The sequence below is a fragment of the Rhodococcus sp. NPDC058521 genome (assembly GCF_042719695.1).
Taxonomy (GTDB): Bacteria; Actinomycetota; Actinomycetes; order Mycobacteriales; family Mycobacteriaceae; genus Rhodococcus_F.
Map to the genome: position 1 here is coordinate 1 of NZ_JBHXNL010000012.1, position 24,720 is coordinate 24,720.

The following is a 24,720-nucleotide window of genomic DNA, read 5'->3' on the forward strand; positions in this document are numbered from 1 at the left end:
GCTACCAAGGACAACTCCGCCCCGCCGCCGCATAGAATCTGTCTCACATCTACGTAGACACCCGTGTCCCACGTCTACCTAGACAGCACAGAGTCTCTGGACTCCTCAACCACTCACAGGGGTTATTCGGGGCGATCCTGCAACGACGGTGCGGCTGCGGCCAGGAGTGCTTCGCGGTTGCGGTTCAGCGGGGGATAGATGCGCTGGGTGTTGATGTTGATCTTGGTGGCCTTGGCCTCTGCGCCGCGTGACACCACGTGACGGTCCCACCCCTCCGTATACACCGCTCCCGCGGCGCCGAGGTCGAGAACCGTGACATACCAAGGTATTCGGAGCGGCAGTATCGGCTGTCCGAGTAGGTCGCCGACGACGTTGTACCCCGCATACCGCCCCATCGGTCGCCCGTGCTGACACGACATCACCGACAGGTGCTCGTCGTCCATCCGTGCCGCTGCAACGTCGCCGGCCGCGAACACGTCGGGTACGCCGGCGACGCGCAGGTAATCGTCGACGGGCAAGCGCCCCAACCGGTCGTGTTCGTGACCGATCTGCGTAGTGAGTGGATTGGCGCGCATCCCGGCGCACCACACAACGGTGCTCGCGGCCAGCTCCTGGCCTGTGGACAGTGTCACGCTGCGCTCGCCCACGGATGAAACGCCGACACCCGTCATCGCCTCGATCCCGTTGTCGTTCAAGGCGTCTTCGATCACAGGCCGCGCAGAGTCGCCCATGTCGGAACCGACATGCGGGTTGTGGTCGACCAGTATCACTCGTGGCGTCACCGCTCGGTCGGCGAATGCTCTGGCCAACGCCCCGGTCAGTTCGGATGCCGTTTCGATGCCGGTGAGACCTGCGCCGACGACCACTGCCGTCGCAACCCCGGCATCTCCGTCACTGTCCGACAACCGGGCCAGGTGGCGCTGCAACTCGATGGCGCCGTCGTAGGTGTCGACGTCGAAGGTGTACTTCCGCACGCCCGGAAGATTCGGTTTCGCGACCTGGCTTCCGAGGGCCATGATCAACCTGTCGTAACCATGCTCGCTGTTGTCCGACGTCGTCACGGTACGGGCGGTGGTGTCGATCGACGTGACGTCGCCGGCGATATGGTCCACGCCCACAGGGTCGAGCAGGTCCCCGAGCGGGATGCGGCAAGAAGTCAGGTCGGCCTCGTAGTTCCGGACCCGAATGTCGTGGAAGGGCTTCTTGCTGATCACCGTGACATCGACAACGTCCGACGCATCGAGTTGGTCGAGTCTTCGGGCCGACCCGAGCGCGGCCCACAACCCGGCGAATCCCGAGCCGAGGACGAGGATGCGACGCGAATCGGTCACCACTCCATCGTGACAGGTTTGTGTCGACGACGGATCGCTACAGGCTCCGGAGTCTTCCGCCGCGGCGTCCGGCCTCCCGCATAGCCATCACCCAGCCGTCGTCGCCGGGGGCGATTCCCGAAATTTCCCAATCGTCGCGTTGTTCGTATCGAAGGCGGGCGGCATGCCCGGAATCGACCAGGTCCTCGGTGGATGAACGGTCGGCGAGTTCGGTGCGGGCTTTCGTCAGCAGTTCGAGCGCTTCGTCCAGGGCTGTGAGCAGGGCTTCCTGGTTGCCTTCGCACATCGCGCGAACCAGTCGGGGGGCAGAGCCCGCCACCCGCGTTCCATCCCGAAACGAGCCGGCGGCAAGCCCCAGCGCGAGCGGACCACCCGCGTCGCCGGTGATGGCAAGCGTCTCGGCAAGGATGTGCGGCAGGTGGGAGATGCGCGCGGCCGCCCGGTCGTGTTCTTTCGAATCGGCGGGAACCACCTCGGCCCCGCAGTCGAGCGCCAGCCGGGCGACTTCCGTCCACACAGCCGCGTCCGCGCCCTCGTCGGTCGCCACGACCCACACGGCGCCCCGGAAGAGATTCTCGTCGCCGGCCGCCCACCCAGACTCGGACGTGCCTGCCATCGGGTGCCCGCCGACGTACCGCTTCGCGAGACCGTGTCGGCCGACCGCCGCGGCGATCTCCGCCTTCACACTGACGACATCGGTGATCGGGCAGTCGGGTGCATGTTCGGCTATCGCGCCGAGAATGGTGTCGACCGCCGGGACGGGTACGGCGATCACGATAAGGGCGTTCTCGTCGGCAGCTCGCTTCGCGGTGGCAACGAGATCGGTGTCCGCCTCGAAACCGTCGGCTCGTGCGGCCTCGACCGAGGCGTTCGAACGGTTGTATCCCCAGGTGGAGCGCCCGGCCGCGGTGGCTGCGCGCAGTAGCGAACCGCCGATCAACCCGAGGCCGAGAACACAGACGGGGGTGGAGCTACTGGTGTCGGACACCCGAACAGGTTGGCACATTTGTTCACAGACTTCATTCAGTGGCGCATTGCGGGCTACCGTTGCCTCCATGGGTGCACAGCGCGCAGGAGAGAACAGCTCCTCCACGAGTCCGGTCGAGGACTTGGAGGGCTTCGGTGTCGCCGTCGTACACGAGGACGGTGCGTGGAAAGTGAAAGCGCTCGGCCAAACGTCGTTGACCAGCCTCAGCGCTGCCGAGCAAGAGCTCAAGGGACTACGTAGTCCCGGAGCGTTCTTCGGCCTCCTCGATGTGGACGACGAGTTCTTCGTCATCCTCCGTCCCTCACCTTCCGGCACGCGACTTCTCGTCTCCGACGCGACGATGGCAGTCGACTACGACATCGCCGCCGACGTCCTCGAGGCTCTCAACATCGACGTTCCGGACATCGACCCGGACGAGCTCGATGACATCGAACCATGGGCGGAAGGTGACTTGAGTGTGCTCTCGGACCTCGGGCTTCCCGAACCGATGATGGCGGTGATCACCGCCGAGACCGACCTGTATCCGGACGAGCAACTGGGCATGATTGCAGAACGGCTCGGATTCACGTCCGAGCTGTCCGCGGTCCTGGACAAGCTCCCGCGTTAGATGGGTCTGCCCGACGACGAGCAGATGATCAGGGCGGCGATCGATGCCGCTCGCGAGACGTATTCGGCCGATGTGCCGGTCGGAGCTGTCGTGTTCGACGCCCACGGAAACGAGTTGGCCCGTGCCGCCAATGCGCGCGAAGCCTCGGGGGACCCCACCGGTCACGCCGAGATCGTGGCGCTGCGTGCTGCCGCACTGGTGCACGGGGACGGCTGGCGGCTCGAAGGCGCCACCCTCGCCGTGACTCTCGAACCGTGCACGATGTGCGCCGGAGCCCTGGTGCTCGCGCGGGTCGGGCGGGTTGTGTTCGGAGCGTGGGAGCCCAAGACCGGTGCGGTCGGATCGTTGTGGGACGTGGTGCGAGATCGTCGACTCACGCATCGTCCGCAGGTGCGCGGCGGAGTGCTGGAAAATGACTGTGCAGCGTTGCTCGCCGAATTCTTCCGCGATCAGCGCGGTTGAATCCATCTTGTGAGACATTCCACCCAGCGGTGGCCATCACCCAGCAATCCGTGTTTGAGTGGACGACAGGTGCCCAGGCGGCACTACCGGGCCACCAACTTCGGTGGTTCGTTCGGATTCACGGAGGAGTTCTCATGGGAATCGCAGACAAGGCAGAAAACGCCAAGGACGACCTCACGGGCAAGGCGAAGGAAGCCGCAGGCAACGTCTCCGGCGACAACGACCTGGAGAACGAAGGCAAGGCCGATCAGTTCACCTCTGCCGTGAAGGACGCCGGCGAGAAGGCCAAGGATGCCGCCTCCAACATCAAGGACAAGCTGACCTAAGCCGCCTCACCAGCCGATTTCGGCTCAGACGCGCCCTCCGGTAATGTCTCTTCGCGGTGGCGTGTCCGAGCGGCCGAAGGTGCAGCACTCGAAATGCTGTGTACGGTAACCCCGTACCGAGGGTTCAAATCCCTCCGCCACCGCCAACGAAGTCCCCCACCTGCAGTGCAGGTGGGGGACTTTCGCATTGCAGGTACGTCAGTGCCCGGAGCTGTGGACGAACAGGTGCGAACGGTGCTGGTCGTGGTTGAGATGCGCGGTGACGGTGTCCATTGCACCTCTCGGTGGAAACTGAGTCGCGATTGTTCCGGGCGTGCATACGTAACCAAGTGAGCTCCAGTTGCCAGCCTTTGTCTCATCACACTCCGCTGGCGTCATTGCTGGGTAGGTCGGATTCGCCATGGAGACTGCTCGGCCGTCGCCAAGCTCGGAAGGTCCGTCGAACCGGGCCCACCGCGAGGGTTCACCCACGAACTCCGCGTACTGATACGCCTGCCCGAACTCGAAGCCGGACGGCACGTTGAAGCCCGCATCCTGCAAAGCCTCGATGATCCTGTCCTCGTCGAGAGTCTCGCGCTCACCGACTGTGGTTGATCCGCAGGATGCCAGCACGACGACCGAGACGGCCAGGGCGGAGACAGTCACCCAGCGATGCCTCGAGGTCACGATTGTTTCCGGATGAGCTGCCATCCGAACCGACTCAGGCCTGCAGCCAGCACCAGCCCGAGAAGTGCCCCGATCAGTGGGGCGGCCAGAAGCACTCCACTCGGGAATTCGAATGAGGTCCCGCTGTCGTCAGCACCCACGAAGGCATAGTTGACGCGTCTCGGAGTCGACGTGTCGCTGCTCCAGATCAACAGAGCGGCACTGACGAGCAGACCGAGTGCAAACCCGAATCCGGCCAGCAGGACGAAGAGAACTCGCATCTGTGTATGAGACCACGGTGAACCTTCAGATAGCGTCGTTCCACGTCGGTGGCCACGGCTAATGTCGGCTCATGGGTCATTACTTGCGAAAGGAACCGATTCCGTACGAGTCCGCGCCGACATCCCGCAAACGTTGGTATAGGCGATTTTCCCTGCGCGGACTGATGGGTGACCGAAAGGCAAGTAGATATTCGTCCTTGGCACCGAGGCACCCCGATGGTTCACGTACCGCCGTCATCTCGCCGAACAACGACGGGTCAGGCGGCGCGGGTTAGCCAACGAAATCCCCCATCTGCAATGCAGGTGGGGGATTCTCGCGTCGTACGGCTGATCACCAGGGGACGGCCCCGTCGCGATCGATGAACGTCCCGGATGCGGCGGTGTCGGGCAGCACGGCCGCATCCGTCACCACTCTGGCGGCGTCTTCGGCCGTCAGTGGGGCCTGTGCGCGGTTGGCCGGCGTCAGGTCCGTCTGCACGAAGCCCGGACACACGGCCGTCACCTTGATCGGTGTATCGGACAACTTCTTGGCCAGGCCGACGGTGATGCTGTTCACCGCCGCCTTCGAGGCCTGATACGCCGGCACGACCATCCTGAAGTACGGCGAACCGGGGTCCGACTGGTCGGTGAGCGAACCCATTCTGGTGGAGACGTTCACGACGCGGCCGGCGACGCTCTTCTTCAGGAGAGGAACGAAGGCCTCGGTCGTGGCGACTAGTCCGAACACGTTGGTCGCGAACGTCGAGCGGAAGAGATCAGTGCTCGCGAACTCGTGGGGCTCGGCATCCGTGGCCTCCGGGAGGACGCCGGCATTGTTGATCAGTATGTCGAGAGAGCCACGGCGCCTGCCTATCTCGTCGGCCGCGGCCGCTACGCTCGATTCGGAGGTGACATCCAGTTCCAGTGCTTCGACATCCATGCCTGGATTGGAGTTGCGGAGCTCGGTGGCGGCCGATTCGGCATCCGCCAGGCTCCTGCTCGTCAGTACGACGGAGATCCTCTTGCCTGCGAGTGCCTGCGCGGTGGCGTATCCAATGCCCCGGCTACTGCCGGTGACCAGTGCGAGTGTCATCGATTTTCCGATCTGTCGTCAGGGCCGGCGTCTGTGGAAGCGGTGCCGGTTGGGTGAGCTGCCCACACCGCGTAGACGCCAGGTGATCGGAAAATGTGAGATCGGTCAGTTCGGCACGGCGTGTATCCGGTCGTGGACATCTTGGCCGTGGGCCTGGGACAGCAGTCGGTCGAGTGCCGCGCCCACCGCAGTGGGGTTCTCGTCGATCACCATGTGGCCACACCCGGGTACGCGGACCAACTCTGCGCCTGGCACGTGGTCGGCGATCTCGAGGGAATGGTGGAAGGGGGTGACCTTGTCGTCTGCCCCGCACAGCACGACGGTGGGGATGGAGCCCAACAGCGGCAGCGCGGCCGTCTCGTCGTGATCGGCGAGGGCGCTCAGGAATCCGAGCATGGTGCGTGTCTTGGTGGAACGGATGGTCGCTGCCGTGCGCTTGGAGATGGCGTCGTCGGAGAAGTTCTTTCCGAATGCGTAGTACTTGACGGCGGTGTCGACCACGGGATTGACAGCCCCTCGGACAACGTCCGCGAAAGGGCCCACACACCACGCTGCTGCCTGCACGGTGGGGACCAACGGTCCCCCGAGCAGTCGGGCGATGCCGGACCGCTGCAACTTCGCGGCCGCTGTGGACAGTAACGCGGTGCCCACGACGGTGGTGCCGATCTGGTCCGGGTGGCGCCGGGCCCAGGCCAGGATGGTCATCGCGCCCATGGAGTGGCCCACGAGGACGACCTTCGACTGTGCGGGCAGGGTGCGGAGTACGGCTTCGAGGTCATCGCCGAGTTGGGATACCCGGAAGGTGTCGCGGTGGCCTTCGCCGGAGCAGCCGTGGCCGCGCTGGTCATAGGACACGAGCTGAATGTCCGAACCCCACACACGCTGCAGATACTGCTTCTGTGCATCCCAGCACTCCATGCGCATCGTGTAACCGTGAACGAAGACGACAACGACGGGGGCCTTGCGCGGACCACTGGTTTCGACAGCAAGGGGAACACCGTCGTCAGTGACGATCGTGGACCGTCTCGTGCGGGAGATAGTCGTCACGTTGGGCATTTCTGCCGATTTGTCGAAACCGTTCATGCCACCAATCAAACATGCCGATTGTGTGAGTCACGTCTCAGTTTGAGACACTTGTGACCCACCACGAGTTCCTTCACTAGGCGGACCAAAGAAAGGCGACGCGTGCCAGCAGATTTGCCAGTTGATGTGATCCGGGGCGCGCGCGAAGAATTTCTCGACGGGAGAGATGCGCTCCCGGACGTTGTTCGTGCGCCGGTTCTCGACTCCTGGAAGCGATCGAAGTCCTGGAACGTCGACAGCCAGAACCTCGAATTCCCGTTCGTGCGGGAGCCGAACCTCGAGACCGTGCTCGGCCGAGCCGCGGCACCGGTGACGCGTGAGCTGGCCGAGGACCTCTCGGGCGAGCCGGTGGCACTCGTTCTGTCTGCAGCGGATGGGGTGGTGCTCGACAGATCTTCCGCTGACAGCGCGTTGACGCAGGCATTCGACACTTACGGGATTCTGCGTGGGCACAGCTGCGCCGAGGAGCACGTCGGAACCAACGCGATCGGCACCGCGCTCGAAGCTCGCGCGACAGTGCTTGTCGACGGGCACGAACACTACGCTGACCCACTCGTCGCAATGTCGTGTGTGGGTGTGCCGATCGTTCACCCTATTTCCGGGACTTTGCTCGGAGCGCTCGACCTGACATGGTGGGCGGGCGGCACCCGATCACTGCTGGCCTCCTTGGCCAAGTCCACGGTTCGCCACATCGAGAGCCGGATACTCGACGGCTCGGGCGTGCGAGAGCGCCACCTGTTCGAGGCATATCGGCGCACTTGCCGGCGCACCACGAAGGGTGTGCTGGCTATCGGCGGAGACGTACTCCTTGTCAACGACTACGTGCGCAAGATTCTGGACAACGACGATCAGACGGTTCTGGTCGGGCACGCCGTAGATCTGCTGGTTGCGTCAATCGTGCAACCGCTGACCGTGAGTCTGCCCAGTGGGCGCAGTGTTCGAATCACACCGGTGGATGCAGGAACGGCGGGTCGCGGAACGGTGGTGTTCACCGTCGCAGCGTCCGAGTCGAAGCCAGTGCACGACCTCTCGGCTGCCCGCCCAAAGCTGCCCGGCGTGGTGGGAGCCAGTACCTCGTGGCAGCGGAGCTGCGCCGAAGTGGTGCGCCGCGTGCGTGCGAAGCGGTGGGTTCTGGTGGAGGGCGAAACCGGTGTCGGGCGCAGCCACCTTCTTCGCATCGCCGCTGCCGAGAACCTGCCGGGCGGCCGGCCGAAGGTGCTCGGCGTACTCGACTACACCGACCAGGAGAGCTTCCTCGGAGACGTCGCCTCCGAGCTCGAGGTGGACGATTTCAGGCTCGTGCTTCGCGATCTGGACGCTCTCGATCCGTCGGTGGCCTTGGATCTGCTCCGGCTCCTCGAGAAGCGCCGCCAGGACGGTTGGGTGGGAGCGTCGATGAACACCGCTCCGACCGGGGAGTCGTCGGCGCTGCGGGAGGCTTTCGACCGGGTGGTTCCCGTGACGCCATTGCGCCACCGTGTCGGGGACCTCGAGCAACTCGTTCCTCATTTGCTCGGACGAATGTCCACCGGGTCGGGTCCCATGTTGTCACCTGACGCCGCTGCGCAGCTCGCCAGGTATGCGTGGCCGGGCAACGTCGCCCAATTGCGCCGCATCCTCGCGGAAGTGGTGCAGAAGCAGCGGTCGGGTGTCGTGGCGGTCGACAAGTTGCCCGCCGAGTGCCGTGCCGTGACGAGACGTCGGCTGACGCAGATCGAGTCTTTGCAGCGTGACGCGATCGTGCAGAGTTTGCACGACAATTCCGGTGATAAGACCGCCGCCGCGGCGGCACTCGGGATCTCTCGGGCGACGATCTATCGCCGAATCCGAGAGTTCGGCATCACCTGAACGGATCCGCCCTGAACTCGGCGGGTTGCCGGATTTTCTACTGCGATGGTAGGAATTGCGCGTGCACATCACAGCAAGGGTCGACTACGCAGTTCGGACGCTGGTCGAACTCGCGGTTGCCGAGCCCTCGCTCCGCAAGTCGGAGTTCCTGTCGACCTCGCAGAACATTCCGCACAAGTTCCTCGAAGCCGTCCTCGCTGATCTGCGGAGGGGTGGCCTGGTCGAGAGCCGCCGAGGTCCCGAGGGCGGATACCGGCTGGCTCGTGCGGGCGCGGACATCTCGATCGCCGACATCATCAGGACGGTCGAAGGGCCGCTTGCGTCGGTGCGTGGTGAGCGGCCGGAGGACGTCGAGTACCAGGGGCACGCCGCGCCCTTGAAGGATGTGTGGATCGGCGTGCGGGTGAATCTGCGCGCCGTGCTCGAGAACGTCAGCGTTCAGGACGTTGCCGACGGCACGCTGCCGGCTTTCGTCGACGATCTCACCGCGGATCCGGGGGCCTGGAGTCGCCGGTAGTGCGGTGACTACCGCCACAGCGGGGTCGAATCTGTGGCGAAGAACATTCTTTTTGCACCCCTCTGCAAACTTGCAGAGCTCTGCAAGATCGGTACCGTCGATGAAGTGACCAACTGCCTCAGTCTCCGCGACCGCAAGAAGGCCGCCACCCGTGCGGCCCTCGCGGCAGCTGCTGCTCAATTGGCGCACCGCGTCGGAATCGAACACGTCACCGCAGATGTCATCGCTTCCGAAGCGGGAGTCTCGACCCGCACCTTCCACAACTACTTCGCCAACAAAGAAGAAGCTGTGCTCGCTCACTTCGAGGAGTTCGTGAAGGGATGGGTCGAGGTGCTGCGCGCTCGCCCGGCCGAGGAGCCCATCCTCGATTCGCTCGAGTACCTGACGACGAACATCGTGACCGATCCCAATCGAACGCTTGAAGAGACCTTCGAACTGATCGAGATCGTCGAGTCCAGTCCGGCGCTCATCGCAAAGAAGATGGAGATGCACACCCGCATCACCCGTCTGCTGGGCTCGGTCATCGCCGAACGAACGGGAACGGATCTCGATCGCGATCTGTATCCGAGCCTCGTGCACATGATGGTCGGCGCGGTGTGCAAATCCTCACTCGACCTGTGGTTGAGCGGGAAGTCGGATGCGTCCGGCCCGGACGAACTCGTCCAGGACGCGTTCCGGCAAATTCGCGCGGGGCTGCCACAGCCCCACTAGTTCGGGTCTCATCCGACCCGACGCCTGTACCTGAACCGACAATCGAGGAGCCTTTCGTGGCCACCTATCTCTATCGGATCGGCAGATTCGCCTACCGGCGAAAAGGTGCCGTCCTCTCCGTCTGGCTGGTGATCCTGGTCCTGATGGGCGTCGGGGCAGCAACGTTGTCCGGCCCCACCAAGGATTCGTTCTCCATTCCGGGCACCCCGGCGCAGAACGCCCAGGACCTGATGGCCGAGCGCTTCCCCGAGGCGGCCGGCCAGGACCCCATGAACGCTGTTGCCGCCCGTTACGTCTTCGCGGCGCCCGAGGGGCAGACCCTCGAGAGCGAACAGAGCCAGGCCGCCATGGATGCGGTCCTGACCAAGATTCGCGGCATCGACCAGGTGAAGGAGGAGGCGAAGGCAGACCCGAGCCAGTCCGAACAGGCACTGGTCAATCCCGTCGTCGCCGACGCCAAGCTCGCTGAGATGTCCAAGGCCGCCGCGTCCTCGCAAGGCATCCCCGAGGACACCGCACTCGCGAACGCGAAAGCACTCTCCCCGCTGAACGAAGACAAGACCGTCGGCTATGTCGAGGTTCCGTTCACCGGTGGAATGGGTGACGTGACTCAGGATCTGCGTGACGAGATCGCCGCAGCGTCCGACGCCGGTACGAACGCCGGCCTCACGGTCGAGATCAGTGGTACCGCCGTCAACGAGACCGAGCCCCCCGGTGGCACATCGGAACTCATGGGCATCGGTGTGGCTGCCGTGGTCCTCGCACTCACATTCGGCTCACTCGTGGCGGCAGGACTGCCGTTGATCACCGCGATCATCGGTATCGCCATCGGCAGCCTCGGTATCACCGTGGCATCCGGCTTCATGGACCTGAACTCGATGACGCCGACCCTGGCGATCATGATCGGTCTGGCCGTCGCGATCGACTACTCACTCTTCATCGTGTCTCGCTTCAAACACGAACTGAGCCTCACCGACGACAGATCCGAAGCCGCCGGGCGAGCAGTCGGCACTGCCGGCTCGGCAGTGGTGTTCGCCGGTCTCACCGTCATCATCGCGCTGATCGCCCTGCGCGTCGTGGGCATTCCGTTCCTGTCGGACATGGGTGCGGCTGCCGCGTTCACCGTGTTCATCGCGGTGCTCATCGCACTCACGCTGCTGCCCGCCGTGCTCGGGCTGTTCGGCCGCAAGGCGTTCGCCGGGAAGATCCCGTTCCTGTCCGGCAAGGAGCTCGAGCACGACGAGGGCAAGCCCAGCGCCGCACTGCGCTACATGTCCTTCGTGGTGCGTCGTCCTGCCGTCCCGCTGATCGCGGGTGTGGTTCTCCTCGGTGCGTTGGCCATCCCGGCCGCTGGACTGAGCTTGGCCCTCCCGAACGAGGGCACGGGCGATCCCGAAACCAGTGCGCGGCAGGCCTACGACCTGGTGTCCGAAGGATTCGGTCCCGGCCGCAACGGTCCGCTGCTGGTAGTTGCGGACGCCAAGGATGCAACCGTTCCGGCGGGTGAAGCCTTCGGCGAGGTCGTGAAGACCATCAGCGACCAGGACGATGTGTCCAACGCGCAGGTCGTCGGCACCAACAAGGCGGGCGATACCGCGCAGATCATGGTCACCCCGAACAGTGCCCCGAGTGATCCGGCGACGATGGATCTCGTCGACAACATCCGCAGTGCCGAGTCGGATCTGAACGAGTCGATCGGTGTCAACTACGGCGTGACCGGTCAGACCGCCATGGAGGGTGACGTCTCCGACACGCTTCAGGGTGCGTTGATTCCGTACCTATCGGTGGTCGTGGGCCTCGCATTCCTGCTCCTGCTGTTGGTCTTCCGATCGGTCCTGGTGCCGCTCACCGCGACACTCGGCTTTCTCCTCAGCGTCGCGGCGACCTTCGGTGCCACGGTCGCGATCTTCCAGGAGGGCTTCGGCGGACTGATCTCCAACCCGCAGCCGATCGTCAGCTTCATGCCGATCTTCCTGATCGGTGTGGTGTTCGGTCTCGCAATGGATTATCAGGTGTTCCTGGTGACACGTATGCGTGAGGAGTACGTGCATGGTGCGACGGCCAAGGAAGCCGTGACGGTCGGGTTCAACCACGGCGCCCGAGTGGTGAGCGCAGCGGCGATCATCATGATTTCCGTGTTCGCGGCGTTCATGGCCGAGCCGGACTCGCTCATCAAGTCGATGGGCTTCGCGTTGGCCGCCGCCGTCTTCTTCGACGCGTTCATCGTTCGCATGGTGATAATCCCGTCGGTGATGGCACTGCTCGGCGACAAGGCATGGTGGTTGCCGAAGTGGCTCGACAAGGTTCTCCCGAACGTCGACATCGAGGGGGAGAACTTGAAGAAGACTCTCCCGTCCGAGCCCGAGGAGAAGTCCGCGGTCCCGGCGTCCTAAAGCGGCTTCGCCTGTGAGTGGTTGACGAGTCTCTGGACTCGCTGACCACTCACAGGCGTTTATTCGCAGGAAGTCGTTCTTTTCGATTGGTAATCTCCTCGCATCATGCTGATCCAACTTCTCAGCACCTTCCTCCGTCCCTACAAGCGTGAGCTTGCGGGCGTCGTCGCCTTTCAATTGGTGGCAACCGCCGCGGCTCTCTACCTGCCCAGCCTCAACGCCGATCTCATCGACAACGGCGTCACGAAGGGCGACACGCAGTACATCCTCTTCAGCGGTGGCGTCATGCTCGCGGTGACCGTCGTGCAGATCGTGTGCTCCATCGGCTCCGTCTACTTCGGTGCCAAGGCCGCGATGGGATTCGGTCGCGATGTGCGTAGTGCCGTCATGAGTCGGGTGGGAACGTTCTCCTCGCGCGAAGTGGGACGCTTCGGTGCCCCGTCTCTAATCACCCGTAACACCAACGACGTGCAACAGGTCCAGATGGTTGTGGTGATGAGCTGCACCATCCTCGTGATGGCGCCGATCATGTGCGTGGGCGGTGTCGTGATGTCGGTGCGCGAGGACGCGGGAATGTCCTGGATCCTTGCGATCACCGTTCCGATCCTCGCGATCACGATGGCGTGGGTGATCTCGCGCATGGTGCCCGCCTTCCGCGAGATGCAGGCCAGGATCGACGGCGTCAACGGTGTGCTCCGCGAGCAGATCACCGGCATGCGCGTGGTGCGCGCCTTCGTGCGGGAACGCTCGGAGGAAGAACGCTTCGAGGTGGCGAACGAGAGGCTCACCGACACCGCGCTGCGAGTCGGCCGATTGACCGCCATGATGTTCCCGCTGGTCATGGTAATCGCCAACGTCACGAGCGTTGCGGTCATCTGGTTCGGTGGCCACGAGATCGACGCCGGGGGAATGGAAGTCGGATCGCTCACAGCGATGCTCAGCTACATAATGCAGATCCTGATGTCGGTGATGATGGCATCGTTCATCGCGATGATGGCTCCCCGCGCCTCGGTGTGCGCCGAGCGCATCAGCGAGGTTCTCGCGACCGAGTCGACGGTGGTGCCGCCGAAGAACCCGGTCACGGTCATGGAGAATCCCGGTCTGGTCGCACTGCGGGGCGCCGAGTTCAAGTTCCCCGGCGCGGATGCTCCCGTTCTGAGAGACATCACGTTCACGGCCGAGCCGGGCAAGACCACGGCGATCATCGGCGGCACCGGTTCCGGCAAGACCACGTTGCTGTCGCTGATTCCGCGACTCATCGACGCCACCGCGGGGGCGGTGACGGTGTCCGGCACCGACGTCCGTGAACTGGACACGGACCTGCTGCGGTCGGGAATCGGTCTGGTGCCGCAGCGCCCCTATCTCTTCTCCGGCACGGTCGCCACCAACCTGCGGTACGGCAAGACCGACGCCACCGAGGAAGAGTTGTGGCACGCACTCGAGATCTCGCAGGCCGCAGACTTCGTGCGCGCCATGCCGGACGGCCTCGACACACTGATAGCTCAGGGCGGCACCACCGTGTCCGGCGGTCAACGGCAGCGTCTCGCCATCGCGCGCGCTCTGGTGCGGCGACCGTCCGTGTACCTGTTCGACGATTCGTTCTCGGCGCTCGACCTCGCCACCGATGCCCGGTTGCGCGCCGCGCTGAAGCCGGAAACGTCCGAAGCCTGCATGATCATCGTCGCCCAGCGTGTGTCGACCATCGAGGGAGCCGATCAGATCGTGGTTCTCGAGGACGGCGCAATCGTCGGCATCGGTACTCATGACGACCTTCTGACGACGTGCCCGTGCTACGTGGAAATCGTCGAATCCCAACGATCCGTGCAGGAAGCGTGATGACGGAACGCAAAGAATCGGGTCCGCCGATCCCGACGCCGGGTGCGCCGGACGCCAAGGCGAACGCGCTGTGGCCGTCGATGAAGCGTCTGATCGGGCGGATGCGCCCACACCGGGTAGCCGTGATCGTCGTGCTCGTGCTGGCAGCCATCTCCGTGGTGTTCACGGCGGTGGCACCGAGGATGTTGGGCCAGGCGACCAACCTGATCTTCGACGGAATCATCGGAAAGCAGTTGCCCGCCGGCATTTCCAAGGAGCAGGCGATCGACGGTCTGCGCGCCCAGGGTCAGGACACGTTCGCGGACATGGTGTCCGGAATGGGTGTCGTGCCAGGCGTGGGTATCGACTTCGACGGCGTCGGCAAAGTCCTGGTGACGGTGCTGCTCCTCTACATCGGTTCGTCTTTGTTCATGTGGCTCGCCGGATACGTGCTCAACATCGTGGTGCAGTCTGTGGTCAAGCAGCTTCGTGCCGACGTGGAGCGCAAGTTGCATCGTCTTCCGTTGCGTTACTTCGATTCTCATGCGCGTGGCGACATCCTGAGTCGTGTCACCAACGACATCGACAACGTGTCGCAGGCGATGCAGCAGACCATCAGCCAGTTGATCGTGTCGGTGATGACGGTGATCGGCATTCTCGTGATGATGATCGTGATCTCGCCGTTGTTGGCGCTGATCGCGGTCCTGACGGTGCCGTTGTCCATCATCGTCACGACGATGATCGCGACGCGTTCCAAACCGCATTTCGTGTCGCAGTGGAAATCCACGGGCACTCTCAACGCGCACGTCGAGGAGGCTTACACCGGCCACGAACTGGTCACCGTCTTCGGTCGTAGCCGTGAGGTGCAGGCCCGCTTCGAGGAGCAGAACGAGGGGCTTTACCAGGCCAGTTATCGGGCTCAGTTCATTTCCGGCCTGGTCATGCCTGCCATCATGTTCCTGGGCAACCTCAATTACGTGGCGATCGCCGTGATCGGCGGCATGCGGGTCGCTTCGGGCACGATGAGTCTCGGTGATGTGCAGGCGTTCATCCAGTACTCGCGTCAGTTCACACAGCCGCTCACGCAGATCGGCGCGATGGTCAATCTGCTGCAGTCCGGTGTCGCGTCGGCCGAACGCGTTTTCGAGATCCTGGACGAGGACGAGGAAGAACCCGATCGGACGGATGCGCCGACTCCGGCAGACCCGAAGGGTCTTGTCGAGTTCGAGAACGTCACGTTCGGGTACTCGCCCGAGGTTCCGTTGATCGAGGATCTGTCCCTCGTGGCCCGGCCGGGGCAGATGGTTGCGATCGTGGGGCCCACCGGCGCCGGCAAGACGACACTGGTCAACCTCATTCTCCGGTTCTACGAATTGAACTCCGGGCGCATCCTTCTCGACGGAGTGGACGTCGCACAGATGACCCGTGACGACCTTCGTTCGAGAATCGGAATGGTGCTGCAGGACGCCTGGTTGTTCGGCGGCACCATTCGGGACAACATCGCCTACGGCCGTCCCGACGCCACCGAAGAGGATGTTCTGCAGGCCGCCAAGGCGAGCTACGTGGACCGGTTCGTGCATTCGCTGCCGGACGGTTACGACACGGTCGTCGACGAAGAGGGCAGCAACATCAGTGCGGGCGAGAAGCAGCTCGTCACCATTGCGCGCGCCTTCATCTCGCAGCCGTCGATCCTGATTCTCGACGAGGCAACCAGTTCCGTGGACACCCGCACCGAACTCCTGGTGCAACACGCGACCGCAGTGTTGCGCAGCGACCGCACCAGCTTCGTGATCGCACACCGTTTGTCGACGATCCGCGACGCCGATCTGATCGTCGTCATGGAGGAGGGCCGCATCGTGGAGCAGGGCAGTCACGAGGAACTCCTGCGCACGCGCGGTGCCTATTTCCGGCTGTACAACAGCCAGTTCGTCGGAGCGGACGTCTGATCGGCCTGTGATTGGATGGCCGATGTGAATGACGCCCAGCCCGTACCTGCTCCGCCCGACCCGTTCTTCACGGTCGGCACACGTATCGAGGATCGTTTGGGCCGTACCGGCACCATTCACACTCCGCACGGGGACATAGCGACCCCGTCGTTCGTGGCGGTGGGGACGAAAGCGACGGTGAAGGCCGTGCTGCCCGAGAGCATGAAAGAGCTCGGTACACAGTCGTTGCTGGCGAATGCGTATCACTTGTACCTGCAGCCGGGTTCGGACATCGTGGACGAGGCCGGCGGGCTCGGTAAGTTCATGAACTGGGACGGACCCACTTTCACCGACAGCGGTGGATTTCAGGTCATGTCCCTGGGCGTCGGCTTCAAGAAGGTCATCGCCATGGAACACATCGGTGTCCAGTCCGACGACGTGATCGCGCAGGGCAAGGAACGGCTCGCACACGTAGACGCGGACGGGGTGACGTTCAAGTCGCATCTCGACGGCTCGATGCACCGGTTCACGCCGGAGGTGTCCATGCAGATTCAGCATCGACTGGGTGCGGACATCATGTTCGCGTTCGACGAGCTGACGACTCTGATGAACACCCGCGGGTATCAGGAAGAGTCGGTGGAGCGGACTCAGGCGTGGGCGGTGCGGTGTATCGCCGAACACGAGAAGCTCACCGCCGAGCGTGCGCACCGCCCGTATCAGGCGCTCTTCGGGGTCGTGCAGGGAGCGCAGTACGAGGACCTGCGTCGGCAGGCATGCCGTGGCCTCGAATCGATCGTCGGTGAGAGCGGACACGGTTTCGACGGATACGGCATCGGCGGTGCCCTCGAGAAGCAGAACCTGGGCACCATCGTGCGCTGGTGCAACGAGGAGTTGCCCGAGCACAAGCCGCGCCACCTGCTGGGTATCAGCGAGCCGGACGACTTCTTCACCGGCATCGAGAACGGGGCGGACACGTTCGACTGCGTCAACCCGTCACGAGTGGCGCGCAACGCGGCGATCTACCACCCGGACGGCAGGTTCAACATCAACACCAGTCGATTCCGGCGGGACTTCACGCCGATCGACGAGAACTGCGACTGCTACACCTGTGCGAACTACACGCGCGCCTACATTCATCACCTGTTCAAGGCGAAGGAGATGCTCGCCTCGACGCTGTGCACCATCCACAACGAGCGGTTCACCGTGAAGCTCGTGGACGACATTCGTGCGAGCATCGAGGACGGCACCTTCCACGAGTTCAAGGCGCAGATGCTGGGGCGCTTCTACTCCTGAAGCACGTACGTCGGTTCACGCTTCTTGACGAAGGCGATCACCCGGTAAGTGGCGGGCATGACGAGTACCTCGACGAGGGTCTTCCACAGGAAGCCGACGATCACGTAGTTCACGAAATCCGTCCAGGTGTCGATGCCGATGGCGGTCGCCGCGATGGAACAGAAGATCAGTGTGTCCGCGAATTCGCCGACCACGGTGGAGCCGATGAGGCGGGCCCAGAGGTGCTTCTCCTTGGTGCGCTCCTTGATGAGGACGAGCGTCACCGAGTTGAGGAGCTGGCCCACGAGATAGCCGGCGAGACCGGCGAGCAGTAGCTGCGGGTAGACACCCACGACCGACTCGAGTGCCGGCTGGTTCTCGTAGAAGTCGGCGGACGGCAGGTGAAGGAGGATCCAGAAGCACGCCGACGCGAGAATCAGCGAGCCGAATCCCAGGTAGATCGCGCGTCGGGTCGATTTGAATCCGTAGACCTCGCTGAGCACGTCGCCGATGATGTAGGCGAGCGGGAAGAGGAAGAAGCCGCCGTCGGTGATGATCGGAAGAATCTGCAACGGTCCGATGGACAGTTCGGAATCTCCGAAGAATGCGACCCCTTTGGTCGCGCAGATATTCGAGATCAGCAGGGTGGCGGTGAAGAGCGCCACGAAGGTCGAATAGTAGCCACGACTCACGTGCGCGAACGATGCGCCCGAGGCCGACTTTTCTTGCTGATCCGAAGCTGTCACAGGCGCTATCCAAGCACTCCGAGTGGAACGGGCGCGAGTCCACCCCGATGGAGTGTGACTCGCGCCCGCCTGTACTCGGTTGTCAGAGCTGAACGACTCGGGTGCCTCCGGCGAGTTCGTCGTGCTTGCCCTGGCGCAGCGGGTTCTTGCTGATCGTGACGGCGATGAGGATGATGAAAGCCAGCCCGGCCAGGTTGAACAGAAGGCCGAGGAACGGGATCGATCCCAGCACGGTGATGCCGTAGAAGGCATTTCGGATAAGCGACTGCTTCGGCGTGGGCAGTCCACCGTCCGGGCCGACGACGCGGAGTCCCACGATCTTCTTGCCCAATGTCTGGCCACGAGTGGTCTCCAGGAACACGAAGTACCCGATGGTTGCCGCGGCGGTCAGTAGCGCGCCGATCACTCCGCCGATCAGACCCAGGGAATACGAGAGGAAGAAAGTGACGATCCCCGTGGGAATTCCAACGATGAGCCCGTCGATGATGCGGGCGCCGAGTCGAGGAGCGAGCTCGCCGGGCAGCGGCGCGTCCGGCGTCGGTCCGAACCCGGACCCCTGTGGCTGGTTGAAGTCTGGTGCAGCGAATTGTCGGGTCTCGGTCGGATCGAATCCACCAGTGCTCATGCGTTTCCCCCTGTTTGTGCGTCGGCGTACGACGTCGTAGTCGAATTGCCCGTGAAGATTACGCACTGGTGGGGCGAAAGTGACAAAACAAGAGACGCCTCCTCTCACAATGTGAGAGGAGGCGTCTGTGCCTGTGATCAGACGGCGGATACGTAGCGTCGCGTCAGTACGCGGTAGGCGTAGGTCGAGGCGATGATCGTCATCGGGACCGTGACGAGCAGCCCGAGGCCACACGGGATGGCACCGAGAATGTTGATACCGACCAGTGCGAGTGCCAGCAGGAGCAGGGACCCGACGTTCTTGGAGATCACGTCGAAGCTCGCCTTGATAGCTGGAATCGGCTGGAAGTTCTGGTCGACCACGAAGGGCAGGGTGAACCAGGTCAGGAAGATGATGATCAGGCCGGGAATGACGAGCAGCACCAAGCCGATCGTCGACGCGATACCCACGATCAGGCTGGCGACGATGACTGCCGCCACGTTGCTGAACTGGAAGAACGAGCCGATCGCCGGCTTGTTTCCGTCCACCTCGTGTAGGGCACCACGAATGAAGGCAGCCTGAATCAGGTAACCGACGATCGTGCTGACGAGTCCGCCGATAGCGCCGAGAACGGAGAACTCGAACGCACCGTCGTCCTCGGCAGTGAACCCGTTGCCGAAGATGAACTGGATGAGTCCGCTGATCAGGAACGCGATGATGACGATGGCGATCCAGGTGAGAGCGTTCTCACTGAACTTCTTCCACCCGAATGCGATCGCGTTGCCCACCGACAGTTCGCCGGAGCCGGGGCCGCCCTGCGCAGGCTGCTGGAACGGAGGCGGTGGCGGGTAGCTGCCGGGAGGTGGGGGATAACCACCGGGCGGGGGTGGGTAGCCACCGGGAGGCGGGGGATAACCAGCGGGGCCTTGGGGCGGGGGCGGCGGGTAACCACCCGGGGGCGGCAGGTAACCACCCGGGGGATTGTTGCCTTCCGGCGGGGGCCCGTACGGGTCTCCGGGCCGGCCACCTGCGGGGTCGTTCGGATCCGATCCACCGGTTGTCATGGGTTTCCCTTTCGGAAGGATGATTGCTCCGATATTCGAAAGAATACGCAAGCGCGTTGAATTGGAGAAGGAATGACGAATGCCCCGCCGTCGTGTGACGGGCGGGGCATTAGCGGTGTTCGGTTCGGTCGGATCAGCCCTTGACGACCTGGGTTCCGCCGGCAAGTTCGTCGTGCTTGCCCTGCTTGGTGGCGCTTCCGTTGATCGTCACCGCGATGATGATGTACGCGATGATCGCCAGGAAACCACCGATGATCGGAATGATCGAGAGCAGCGTGAAGGCGTTACGGATTGCGGACTGCTGCAGCGTCGGCTTCTCGGCTCCACCAGGTCCGTGGACGCTCAGTCCGAGGACCTTCTTCGCCGGCGTCCATCCCTGGGTCACCTCGAAGGCGACGAAGTAGATGAACGTCAGAAGGCCCGAGAACAGTCCGGTGACCAGGAAGTTGTCCGAGGCTCCGAACACCAGTGCCAACAGGAAAGCCACGATTCCGACGAGGAGTCCGTCGATAAGGCGGGCTCCGAAACGAATGCCGAGTCCACCGGGCTCACCGCCGCCGGGCAGGCGGTTCGACGCACCGTAGGCGGCCTGGTCGTCGAAGTTCGGCGGCGGCGGCGGGTAGTTGCCCGGAGGGGGCGGGTTGCCGCCCGGGTTCTGCGGCGGCGGGTTGTAGCCCTGCGGGGGCTGGCCGTAAGGATCGCCGGGCTGCCCGCCCGCCGGGTTGTTCGGGTCGAATCCACCGGTGGTCATATGTTCCCCTCGTCATGCTCGATTTCGATCTTGGGGTTACCAACCTACGGCCCGTCGGCGCCGATTGCTCACCTTTGCCCGGGTTCGGGCCACGTCGCAATCGGTCGGATCGATGCTTTGCCTCGATCTTCTGGAGGTCCCTGTCTCGGCCTGGGCGGTTTCGGATGGGGTGCTTCGAGCCGGCAGGTCGCACGACGCTAGGTCGAACGCGCCGTGACGCCCGCGATTTCGTCCTCACGGAACGCGTTCACGAACAGTTGATGATCTTGACGGCTCACTTCGGCGTATTCGATACCAAAGTCGATGATCTCGGCAACGAATTCGTCGACATGACCATCGATGATGCCGTGTATGGCGTCCTCGGTCTGGAAGGCGACCAGGGTCTGATCGCTGTCTTCATCGGAGACACAGTGCACCTTCGCGGTCGCCCGACCGAGATCCTCGAGCACGGGCGCAAGGTCGTCCGGCTCGGTGAGGTCGGACCAATCGAGATCCAACTCGTAGGGGGAGAGTTCGGAAACGACGAACCCGGTACCGCTGATCTCCGTGTACCCGAGTAACGGATCGGTGTGGACCTGCAGCGCACGCTGGCTCACGACGGTGCGGTGGCCCTCGTGCTGAAAGTAGTCGCGGACTGCTGTTTCCTCCACAACGCGGCTCGGGGCGGCAAAGTTGCCCTGTTTGAGGGAAAGAACGATGTCGTTCTCGAGCGCCTGCGAGGCACCCTCGACAAGTACATTGAAGGCAGGCAGGCCGGCGCTACCGATTCCGAAGCCTTTCCGCCCCACCACATCCTTGATCCGATAGAAGCCTGGACGCTCGGACTTCTTTCCCTTGGGAAGTCGCTCGACGTAGGTATCGAAAGCCTGACACACGCTCGCGTATTCCGTCTCCTCGAGATCGCGGACACCACGTCCGCGCTGGAAATGCCGGTCGTGGTCTTCGAGCACCGTGACGGACTCGAGAAGGCCGACCCGGGTGGAGTCCCGCGCACTGAGCAGCAGATCGTGAACAGCGCCACGCGAGTTGTCCAGACGCAGCGCATACTCGTCGTCCATGTCGCGTCGCACATAATGTCCGACCTGGTCGACGTAAGCACGCAGATAGGTCTCGGCGAGCGAGCGAACAGTGCTCTCGGGGAGCGCTTTCTGCCAACCCATCAAGGCGAGACTCGCAACGAATCGACGAAGATCCCAACTGAAATGGCCCACGTAGGCCTCGTCGAAATCATTGACGTCGAAGATCAGCGTGCCCTCCGAGTTCATGTACGTCCCGAAGTTTTCGAGGTGCAGATCGCCGTGGATCCACACTCGGCCGGTGCGCTCGTCCGCCCACGGATCGTCGAAATCCCGTAGATCGTTGTAGAAGAGGCAGGCGCTACCCCGATAGAAGGCGAACGGGTCGGCGGCCATCTTCCTGAACTTCGTGCGGAACGCGCTCGGATCCGCCTCCATCAGGTCGGCGAAAGCCTCCACCAGTACGTCTACGATCGTCCGGCGTCGGATTGGATCGACTTCTTTCACAGTTCCACCGTACGGATCGTGCGACTACTACCCGATCGACCGAACCCGTGACCCTCGTGTTGACAGCTGACCGGGAGAGGCCGATGCTCGGTATCAGCCCGGCGAATGGGTAGTGCTCAGGCGAGGAGAGACCCTGGAATGCAGCACATCACACTTCGCGGCCCGTTTCGACGTCGCCGCAGCGCACTGGTGACCGCATTGATCGCTGTTGTCGGCGTTGCCGCAGCCGGATGCGGCGCTGGGCAGGACACTCAGACCGGCAATCAACAAGCCGCGGTCGGCGGTAACAGCGCCCAGGTCGACGGGATCGAACTGCTCAACGTCTACTTCCGCGCCGACCCGACCGACACCGGTCAGGCCCGCTATGGGCAGGTAACACTGGCCTTCACGGTGATCAACACCTCGGACACCGCCGACCGGCTCGAATCCATCGACGCGACGGCAGATGCTTCGCTGACCCTCGAAGGGCCGGACGAAGCACGCGTGATACGGCCCGGCACTTCCATGTCCGCCGGACAGCCCATCGAGCAACTCGAGCCTGCCACGGCGCCCGATCAACCCATCACGGTGCGAGTCGACATGCCCGACGATGCAGTCCGCCCCGGGCTGACCCATCCCGTCACCTTCACGTTCGAACGAGCGGGGTCGGTCACGCTTCAAGTGCCGTTCGACGCCTGGACCCCGACGGAGTCCGTCCCCACGGCTCGACCGTTGCCGCCGCTACCTGCGCACCCCTGAATACCCCGTCCCCGCCGGTCATCACGACGGTTGCCATCGTATCCTCCGTCGACCAACACACTTTTCGATCCAGGACAGTGAATATCGAATCGGTGTACCACTGAATACTGAAACACTGAACGTATGGTTCTGAAGACCTCGCGCCAGACCGTGGGCCCGAAAGTGATCCGGCTCCTGGGGGAAGCTCGGGAGCACAGATGACGAGCGACGATCCGGTCGCGGAACTCATCGCAACCGGCGACGAGTGGTCTCGGGCCATCGTCTCCAACGATGCCGGCCAGATCGACAGCTTCATGACAGACGATTGGGTGATCGTTTCCGAGGACGGCGTCTCGCCGAGGGAGGAGTTCTTGAATCTCGTCAGCTCCGGAGCGCTGACCCACTCCGCCATGGACCGCATCGGTGAGGCCAGAGTTCGGATCTACGGTGATACGGCGGTCCTCACCGCCCGCACAACGAACACGGCTCATTACGCAGGGCAGCAGTTCGACGCCGACGAGTGGACCACCGACGTGTTCGTCCGGCGAGAGGGCCGCTGGTTGTGCGTGCTGAGCCACATCACCCCAGCAACGTGACAGGGGCGGACTTCGAACGGCTCGTGCGGCCGTATCGAGGCGAGTTGCGCGCACATTGCTATCGGATGCTCGGATCCGTGCACGATGCCGAAGACGCAGTGCAGGAGACCCTGGTTCGTGCGTGGCGGGCGATGCCGGCCTATACCGAGCGCGGCGCACGGCGGGCGTGGTTGTACCGGATTGCGACCAACCGGTGCCTGTCGATGATCGAGGCAAGGAAGCGTCGAGAGTTGCCGATGGATCTGACGCCGGGCGCACCCGTCGTCGAAACGGCTTGGCTCGAACCGTATCCCGCTTCTGGCCGGTACGCAGATGCCGAGCAGCGCTGCCTCGAACGCGAAGGAATCGAGCTCGCTTTTGTTGCTGCGCTACAGCATCTTCCGGGATCGCAGCGGGCAATTCTCGTGCTGCGTGATGTGCTCGGCTTCTCGGCCCGAGAAACGGCCGACGTTCTGGGGACCACGGTCGCGGCGGTCAACAGTTCTCTGCAGCGGGCGCGAACATCGATACCGGCCCCATCGCAACGAACGGAATTGCAGGCTCTCGGCGACGACGGGGTCCGGGCTTTGGCACAGCAGTACGCGGCTGCATGGGAGGCAGGTGACGTCGACGGGATCATCGCGTTGCTCAGCGCCGACGCGAAATACGCGATGCCGCCGTTGCCCGAATGGTACGAGGGCCATGCGGCGATCCGTTCGTTTCTGGTCAGCGGCCCGCTGCAGGAACGGTGGCGGTTCGTTCCCGTCAACGCAAACGGGCAACTCGCATTCGGTACGTACATGTGGGCTCCGCTTCGAGGCACGTTCGTGGCACTGGCACTCGATCTGCTTGCCGTTCGAGGCGGCCGGATCGCTGAAGTCGTCTCTTTCCTCACTCCCGAGATCTTCACGATGTTCGATCTGCCGGAGGAAATCGAGGCCGACCGATGAGTTCGCGGTCTTGGGCGGGTTGTACCTCTCGACAGGCAAGTCCTCAGCCGATCGTGGGGTCGGCGCCAGCGAAAGGAACGACGTCATGTCCGACGAACAGGAAATCCGGTCATTGATCGAGAGATGGGCGAACTGCGCGCATAACGGCGACTTGCCCGGTGTGGTTTCCGACCACACGGACGACATCGTGATGTTCGACGTCCCACCACCGGAGCGCGGTGCACGCGGCATCGACGCCTATCGCGACACCTGGCCGGGGTTCTTCGAATGGCAAGCACAGGGAGCCTCGTTCGACGTCGAAACTCTCGAGATCACAGCTGGGCAGGACGTCGCCTTCGCGTTCGCGTTGGTCCGATGCGGCACACCGGACGACTTCGCGAAGGCTCCCGATACGCGGCTTCGACTCACTCTAGGACTGCGCAAGGAGAACGCCAGATGGCTTGTCGCGCATGAGCACCACTCGTTTCCGGAGGTGTGAGCGGCCACCTGGCCCAGTCCTCTTGTCGGGCTGATC

At 63.5% G+C, this 24,720-nt stretch carries 25 protein-coding genes and 1 tRNA gene; 15 read left to right on the top strand and 11 right to left on the bottom strand.

The window, feature by feature from the left end; genetic code table 11:
• Positions 1-122: 122 nt before the first annotated feature.
• Together ACFWO3_RS16990 and ACFWO3_RS16995 are read right to left on the bottom strand one after the other, a co-directional pair.
• The gene (locus ACFWO3_RS16990) at positions 123-1,331 is read right to left on the bottom strand and encodes an NAD(P)/FAD-dependent oxidoreductase (protein ID WP_378579831.1); all 1,209 of its coding nucleotides are present in this window, start codon (positions 1,329-1,331) and stop codon (positions 123-125) included.
• A 37-nt stretch (positions 1,332-1,368) separates the two neighbouring features.
• Positions 1,369-2,337: a prephenate dehydrogenase gene (locus ACFWO3_RS16995; RefSeq protein ID WP_378579833.1), complete on the bottom strand. Its 969-nt coding sequence runs from the start codon at positions 2,335-2,337 to the stop codon at positions 1,369-1,371.
• 49 nt (positions 2,338-2,386) lie between these two features.
• Here ACFWO3_RS16995 and ACFWO3_RS17000 point away from each other — a divergent pair, with 49 nt between their 5' ends.
• From ACFWO3_RS17000 to ACFWO3_RS17015, 4 genes are all read left to right on the top strand, one after another.
• Entirely contained in the window at positions 2,387-2,926 is a 540-nt protein-coding gene (locus ACFWO3_RS17000) for a tRNA adenosine deaminase-associated protein (RefSeq protein WP_378579835.1), read from the top strand.
• Positions 2,927-3,388, top strand: a complete 462-nt coding sequence (locus ACFWO3_RS17005; RefSeq protein WP_378579837.1) for a nucleoside deaminase — start codon at positions 2,927-2,929, stop codon at positions 3,386-3,388.
• A 134-nt stretch (positions 3,389-3,522) separates the two neighbouring features.
• A complete protein-coding gene (locus ACFWO3_RS17010) occupies positions 3,523-3,714 on the top strand; it encodes a CsbD family protein (RefSeq protein WP_378579839.1) in 192 nt (63 codons plus the stop codon).
• A 55-nt stretch (positions 3,715-3,769) separates the two neighbouring features.
• Positions 3,770-3,860, top strand: a tRNA-Ser gene (locus tag ACFWO3_RS17015).
• 52 nt (positions 3,861-3,912) lie between these two features.
• Here ACFWO3_RS17015 and ACFWO3_RS17020 read toward each other — a convergent pair.
• The 4 genes from ACFWO3_RS17020 to ACFWO3_RS17035 all read right to left on the bottom strand — a co-directional run bounded on the left by ACFWO3_RS17020 (position 3,913) and on the right by ACFWO3_RS17035 (position 6,795).
• On the bottom strand, positions 3,913-4,359 hold the full coding sequence (locus ACFWO3_RS17020) for a hypothetical protein (RefSeq protein WP_378579841.1): 447 nt from the start codon (positions 4,357-4,359) through the stop codon (positions 3,913-3,915).
• A gap of 17 nt (positions 4,360-4,376) precedes the next feature.
• Positions 4,377-4,640: a hypothetical protein gene (locus tag ACFWO3_RS17025; RefSeq protein WP_378579843.1), complete on the bottom strand. Its 264-nt coding sequence runs from the start codon at positions 4,638-4,640 to the stop codon at positions 4,377-4,379.
• A 331-nt stretch (positions 4,641-4,971) separates the two neighbouring features.
• Entirely contained in the window at positions 4,972-5,712 is a 741-nt protein-coding gene (locus ACFWO3_RS17030; RefSeq protein WP_378579845.1) for an SDR family NAD(P)-dependent oxidoreductase, read from the bottom strand.
• 105 nt (positions 5,713-5,817) lie between these two features.
• Entirely contained in the window at positions 5,818-6,795 is a 978-nt protein-coding gene (locus ACFWO3_RS17035; protein WP_378579847.1) for an alpha/beta fold hydrolase, read from the bottom strand.
• A 102-nt stretch (positions 6,796-6,897) separates the two neighbouring features.
• Between ACFWO3_RS17035 and ACFWO3_RS17040 the strand changes: the two genes are divergently transcribed.
• From ACFWO3_RS17040 to tgt, 7 genes are all read left to right on the top strand, one after another.
• A complete protein-coding gene (locus ACFWO3_RS17040) occupies positions 6,898-8,643 on the top strand; it encodes a sigma-54-dependent Fis family transcriptional regulator (RefSeq protein WP_378579849.1) in 1,746 nt (581 codons plus the stop codon).
• Positions 8,644-8,704: 61 nt separating this feature from the next.
• Positions 8,705-9,160: an RrF2 family transcriptional regulator gene (locus ACFWO3_RS17045; protein WP_378579851.1), complete on the top strand. Its 456-nt coding sequence runs from the start codon at positions 8,705-8,707 to the stop codon at positions 9,158-9,160.
• A 105-nt stretch (positions 9,161-9,265) separates the two neighbouring features.
• Entirely contained in the window at positions 9,266-9,871 is a 606-nt protein-coding gene (locus ACFWO3_RS17050) for a TetR/AcrR family transcriptional regulator (RefSeq protein WP_378579853.1), read from the top strand.
• Between the two features lie 56 nt (positions 9,872-9,927).
• On the top strand, positions 9,928-12,264 hold the full coding sequence (locus tag ACFWO3_RS17055; protein WP_378579855.1) for an MMPL family transporter: 2,337 nt from the start codon (positions 9,928-9,930) through the stop codon (positions 12,262-12,264).
• A 105-nt stretch (positions 12,265-12,369) separates the two neighbouring features.
• Positions 12,370-14,100, top strand: coding sequence for an ABC transporter ATP-binding protein (locus tag ACFWO3_RS17060; protein WP_378579857.1), 1,731 nt, complete (start codon positions 12,370-12,372; stop codon positions 14,098-14,100).
• Positions 14,100-16,025: an ABC transporter ATP-binding protein gene (locus tag ACFWO3_RS17065; RefSeq protein WP_378579859.1), complete on the top strand. Its 1,926-nt coding sequence runs from the start codon at positions 14,100-14,102 to the stop codon at positions 16,023-16,025. Before ACFWO3_RS17060 ends, ACFWO3_RS17065 begins: the two co-directional genes overlap by 1 nt.
• 15 nt (positions 16,026-16,040) lie before the next feature.
• Complete coding sequence (gene tgt, locus ACFWO3_RS17070) at positions 16,041-17,297, top strand: tRNA guanosine(34) transglycosylase Tgt (RefSeq protein ID WP_378579861.1); 1,257 nt, start codon at positions 16,041-16,043, stop codon at positions 17,295-17,297.
• On the opposite strand, the gene ACFWO3_RS17075 is transcribed toward tgt, so the two are convergent.
• From ACFWO3_RS17075 to ACFWO3_RS17095, 5 genes are all read right to left on the bottom strand, one after another.
• Positions 17,288-18,022 (bottom strand): queuosine precursor transporter, encoded by a 735-nt coding sequence (locus ACFWO3_RS17075; RefSeq protein ID WP_378579863.1) that lies wholly within the window; start codon positions 18,020-18,022, stop codon positions 17,288-17,290. The two genes, tgt and ACFWO3_RS17075, sit on opposite strands and share 10 nt — an antisense overlap.
• A gap of 82 nt (positions 18,023-18,104) precedes the next feature.
• Positions 18,105-18,647 (bottom strand): RDD family protein, encoded by a 543-nt coding sequence (locus ACFWO3_RS17080; protein ID WP_378579865.1) that lies wholly within the window; start codon positions 18,645-18,647, stop codon positions 18,105-18,107.
• Positions 18,648-18,784: 137 nt separating this feature from the next.
• The gene (locus ACFWO3_RS17085; RefSeq protein ID WP_378579867.1) at positions 18,785-19,690 is read right to left on the bottom strand and encodes a hypothetical protein; all 906 of its coding nucleotides are present in this window, start codon (positions 19,688-19,690) and stop codon (positions 18,785-18,787) included.
• A 133-nt stretch (positions 19,691-19,823) separates the two neighbouring features.
• A complete protein-coding gene (locus ACFWO3_RS17090) occupies positions 19,824-20,441 on the bottom strand; it encodes an RDD family protein (protein ID WP_378579869.1) in 618 nt (205 codons plus the stop codon).
• A 197-nt stretch (positions 20,442-20,638) separates the two neighbouring features.
• Positions 20,639-21,895 carry a DUF2252 domain-containing protein gene (locus tag ACFWO3_RS17095; RefSeq protein ID WP_378580085.1) on the bottom strand — a complete coding sequence of 419 codons (1,257 nt, stop codon included), beginning with the start codon at positions 21,893-21,895 and terminating at the stop codon, positions 20,639-20,641.
• Positions 21,896-22,102: 207 nt separating this feature from the next.
• Between ACFWO3_RS17095 and ACFWO3_RS17100 the strand changes: the two genes are divergently transcribed.
• From ACFWO3_RS17100 to ACFWO3_RS17115, 4 genes are all read left to right on the top strand, one after another.
• The gene (locus ACFWO3_RS17100) at positions 22,103-22,702 is read left to right on the top strand and encodes a hypothetical protein (protein ID WP_378579871.1); all 600 of its coding nucleotides are present in this window, start codon (positions 22,103-22,105) and stop codon (positions 22,700-22,702) included.
• A 197-nt stretch (positions 22,703-22,899) separates the two neighbouring features.
• The gene (locus tag ACFWO3_RS17105) at positions 22,900-23,277 is read left to right on the top strand and encodes a nuclear transport factor 2 family protein (RefSeq protein ID WP_378579873.1); all 378 of its coding nucleotides are present in this window, start codon (positions 22,900-22,902) and stop codon (positions 23,275-23,277) included.
• A complete protein-coding gene (locus tag ACFWO3_RS17110) occupies positions 23,274-24,206 on the top strand; it encodes a sigma-70 family RNA polymerase sigma factor (protein ID WP_378579875.1) in 933 nt (310 codons plus the stop codon). The genes ACFWO3_RS17105 and ACFWO3_RS17110 overlap by 4 nt, the downstream gene beginning before the upstream one ends.
• An 85-nt stretch (positions 24,207-24,291) precedes the next feature.
• Positions 24,292-24,684: a YybH family protein gene (locus tag ACFWO3_RS17115; protein WP_378579877.1), complete on the top strand. Its 393-nt coding sequence runs from the start codon at positions 24,292-24,294 to the stop codon at positions 24,682-24,684.
• Positions 24,685-24,720: the final 36 nt, after the last annotated feature.

What these genes read in the sequence shown, in the direction of transcription:
- ACFWO3_RS16995 (WP_378579833.1), bottom strand. Translation starts at nt 2,337, where the DNA reads ATGTGCCAACCTGTTCGGGTGTCCGACACCAGTAGCTCCACCCCCGTC.
- ACFWO3_RS17000 (WP_378579835.1), top strand. Translation starts at nt 2,387, where the DNA reads ATGGGTGCACAGCGCGCAGGAGAGAACAGCTCCTCCACGAGTCCGGTC.
- ACFWO3_RS17005 (WP_378579837.1), top strand. Translation starts at nt 2,927, where the DNA reads ATGGGTCTGCCCGACGACGAGCAGATGATCAGGGCGGCGATCGATGCC.
- ACFWO3_RS17010 (WP_378579839.1), top strand. Translation starts at nt 3,523, where the DNA reads ATGGGAATCGCAGACAAGGCAGAAAACGCCAAGGACGACCTCACGGGC.
- ACFWO3_RS17025 (WP_378579843.1), bottom strand. Translation starts at nt 4,640, where the DNA reads ATGCGAGTTCTCTTCGTCCTGCTGGCCGGATTCGGGTTTGCACTCGGT.
- ACFWO3_RS17030 (WP_378579845.1), bottom strand. Translation starts at nt 5,712, where the DNA reads ATGACACTCGCACTGGTCACCGGCAGTAGCCGGGGCATTGGATACGCC.
- ACFWO3_RS17035 (WP_378579847.1), bottom strand. Translation starts at nt 6,795, where the DNA reads ATGAACGGTTTCGACAAATCGGCAGAAATGCCCAACGTGACGACTATC.
- ACFWO3_RS17060 (WP_378579857.1), top strand. Translation starts at nt 12,370, where the DNA reads ATGCTGATCCAACTTCTCAGCACCTTCCTCCGTCCCTACAAGCGTGAG.
- ACFWO3_RS17065 (WP_378579859.1), top strand. Translation starts at nt 14,100, where the DNA reads ATGACGGAACGCAAAGAATCGGGTCCGCCGATCCCGACGCCGGGTGCG.
- tgt (WP_378579861.1), top strand. Translation starts at nt 16,041, where the DNA reads ATGGCCGATGTGAATGACGCCCAGCCCGTACCTGCTCCGCCCGACCCG.
- ACFWO3_RS17080 (WP_378579865.1), bottom strand. Translation starts at nt 18,647, where the DNA reads ATGAGCACTGGTGGATTCGATCCGACCGAGACCCGACAATTCGCTGCA.
- ACFWO3_RS17085 (WP_378579867.1), bottom strand. Translation starts at nt 19,690, where the DNA reads ATGACAACCGGTGGATCGGATCCGAACGACCCCGCAGGTGGCCGGCCC.
- ACFWO3_RS17090 (WP_378579869.1), bottom strand. Translation starts at nt 20,441, where the DNA reads ATGACCACCGGTGGATTCGACCCGAACAACCCGGCGGGCGGGCAGCCC.
- ACFWO3_RS17095 (WP_378580085.1), bottom strand. Translation starts at nt 21,895, where the DNA reads ATGGAGGCGGATCCGAGCGCGTTCCGCACGAAGTTCAGGAAGATGGCC.
- ACFWO3_RS17100 (WP_378579871.1), top strand. Translation starts at nt 22,103, where the DNA reads ATGCAGCACATCACACTTCGCGGCCCGTTTCGACGTCGCCGCAGCGCA.
- ACFWO3_RS17105 (WP_378579873.1), top strand. Translation starts at nt 22,900, where the DNA reads ATGACGAGCGACGATCCGGTCGCGGAACTCATCGCAACCGGCGACGAG.
- ACFWO3_RS17115 (WP_378579877.1), top strand. Translation starts at nt 24,292, where the DNA reads ATGTCCGACGAACAGGAAATCCGGTCATTGATCGAGAGATGGGCGAAC.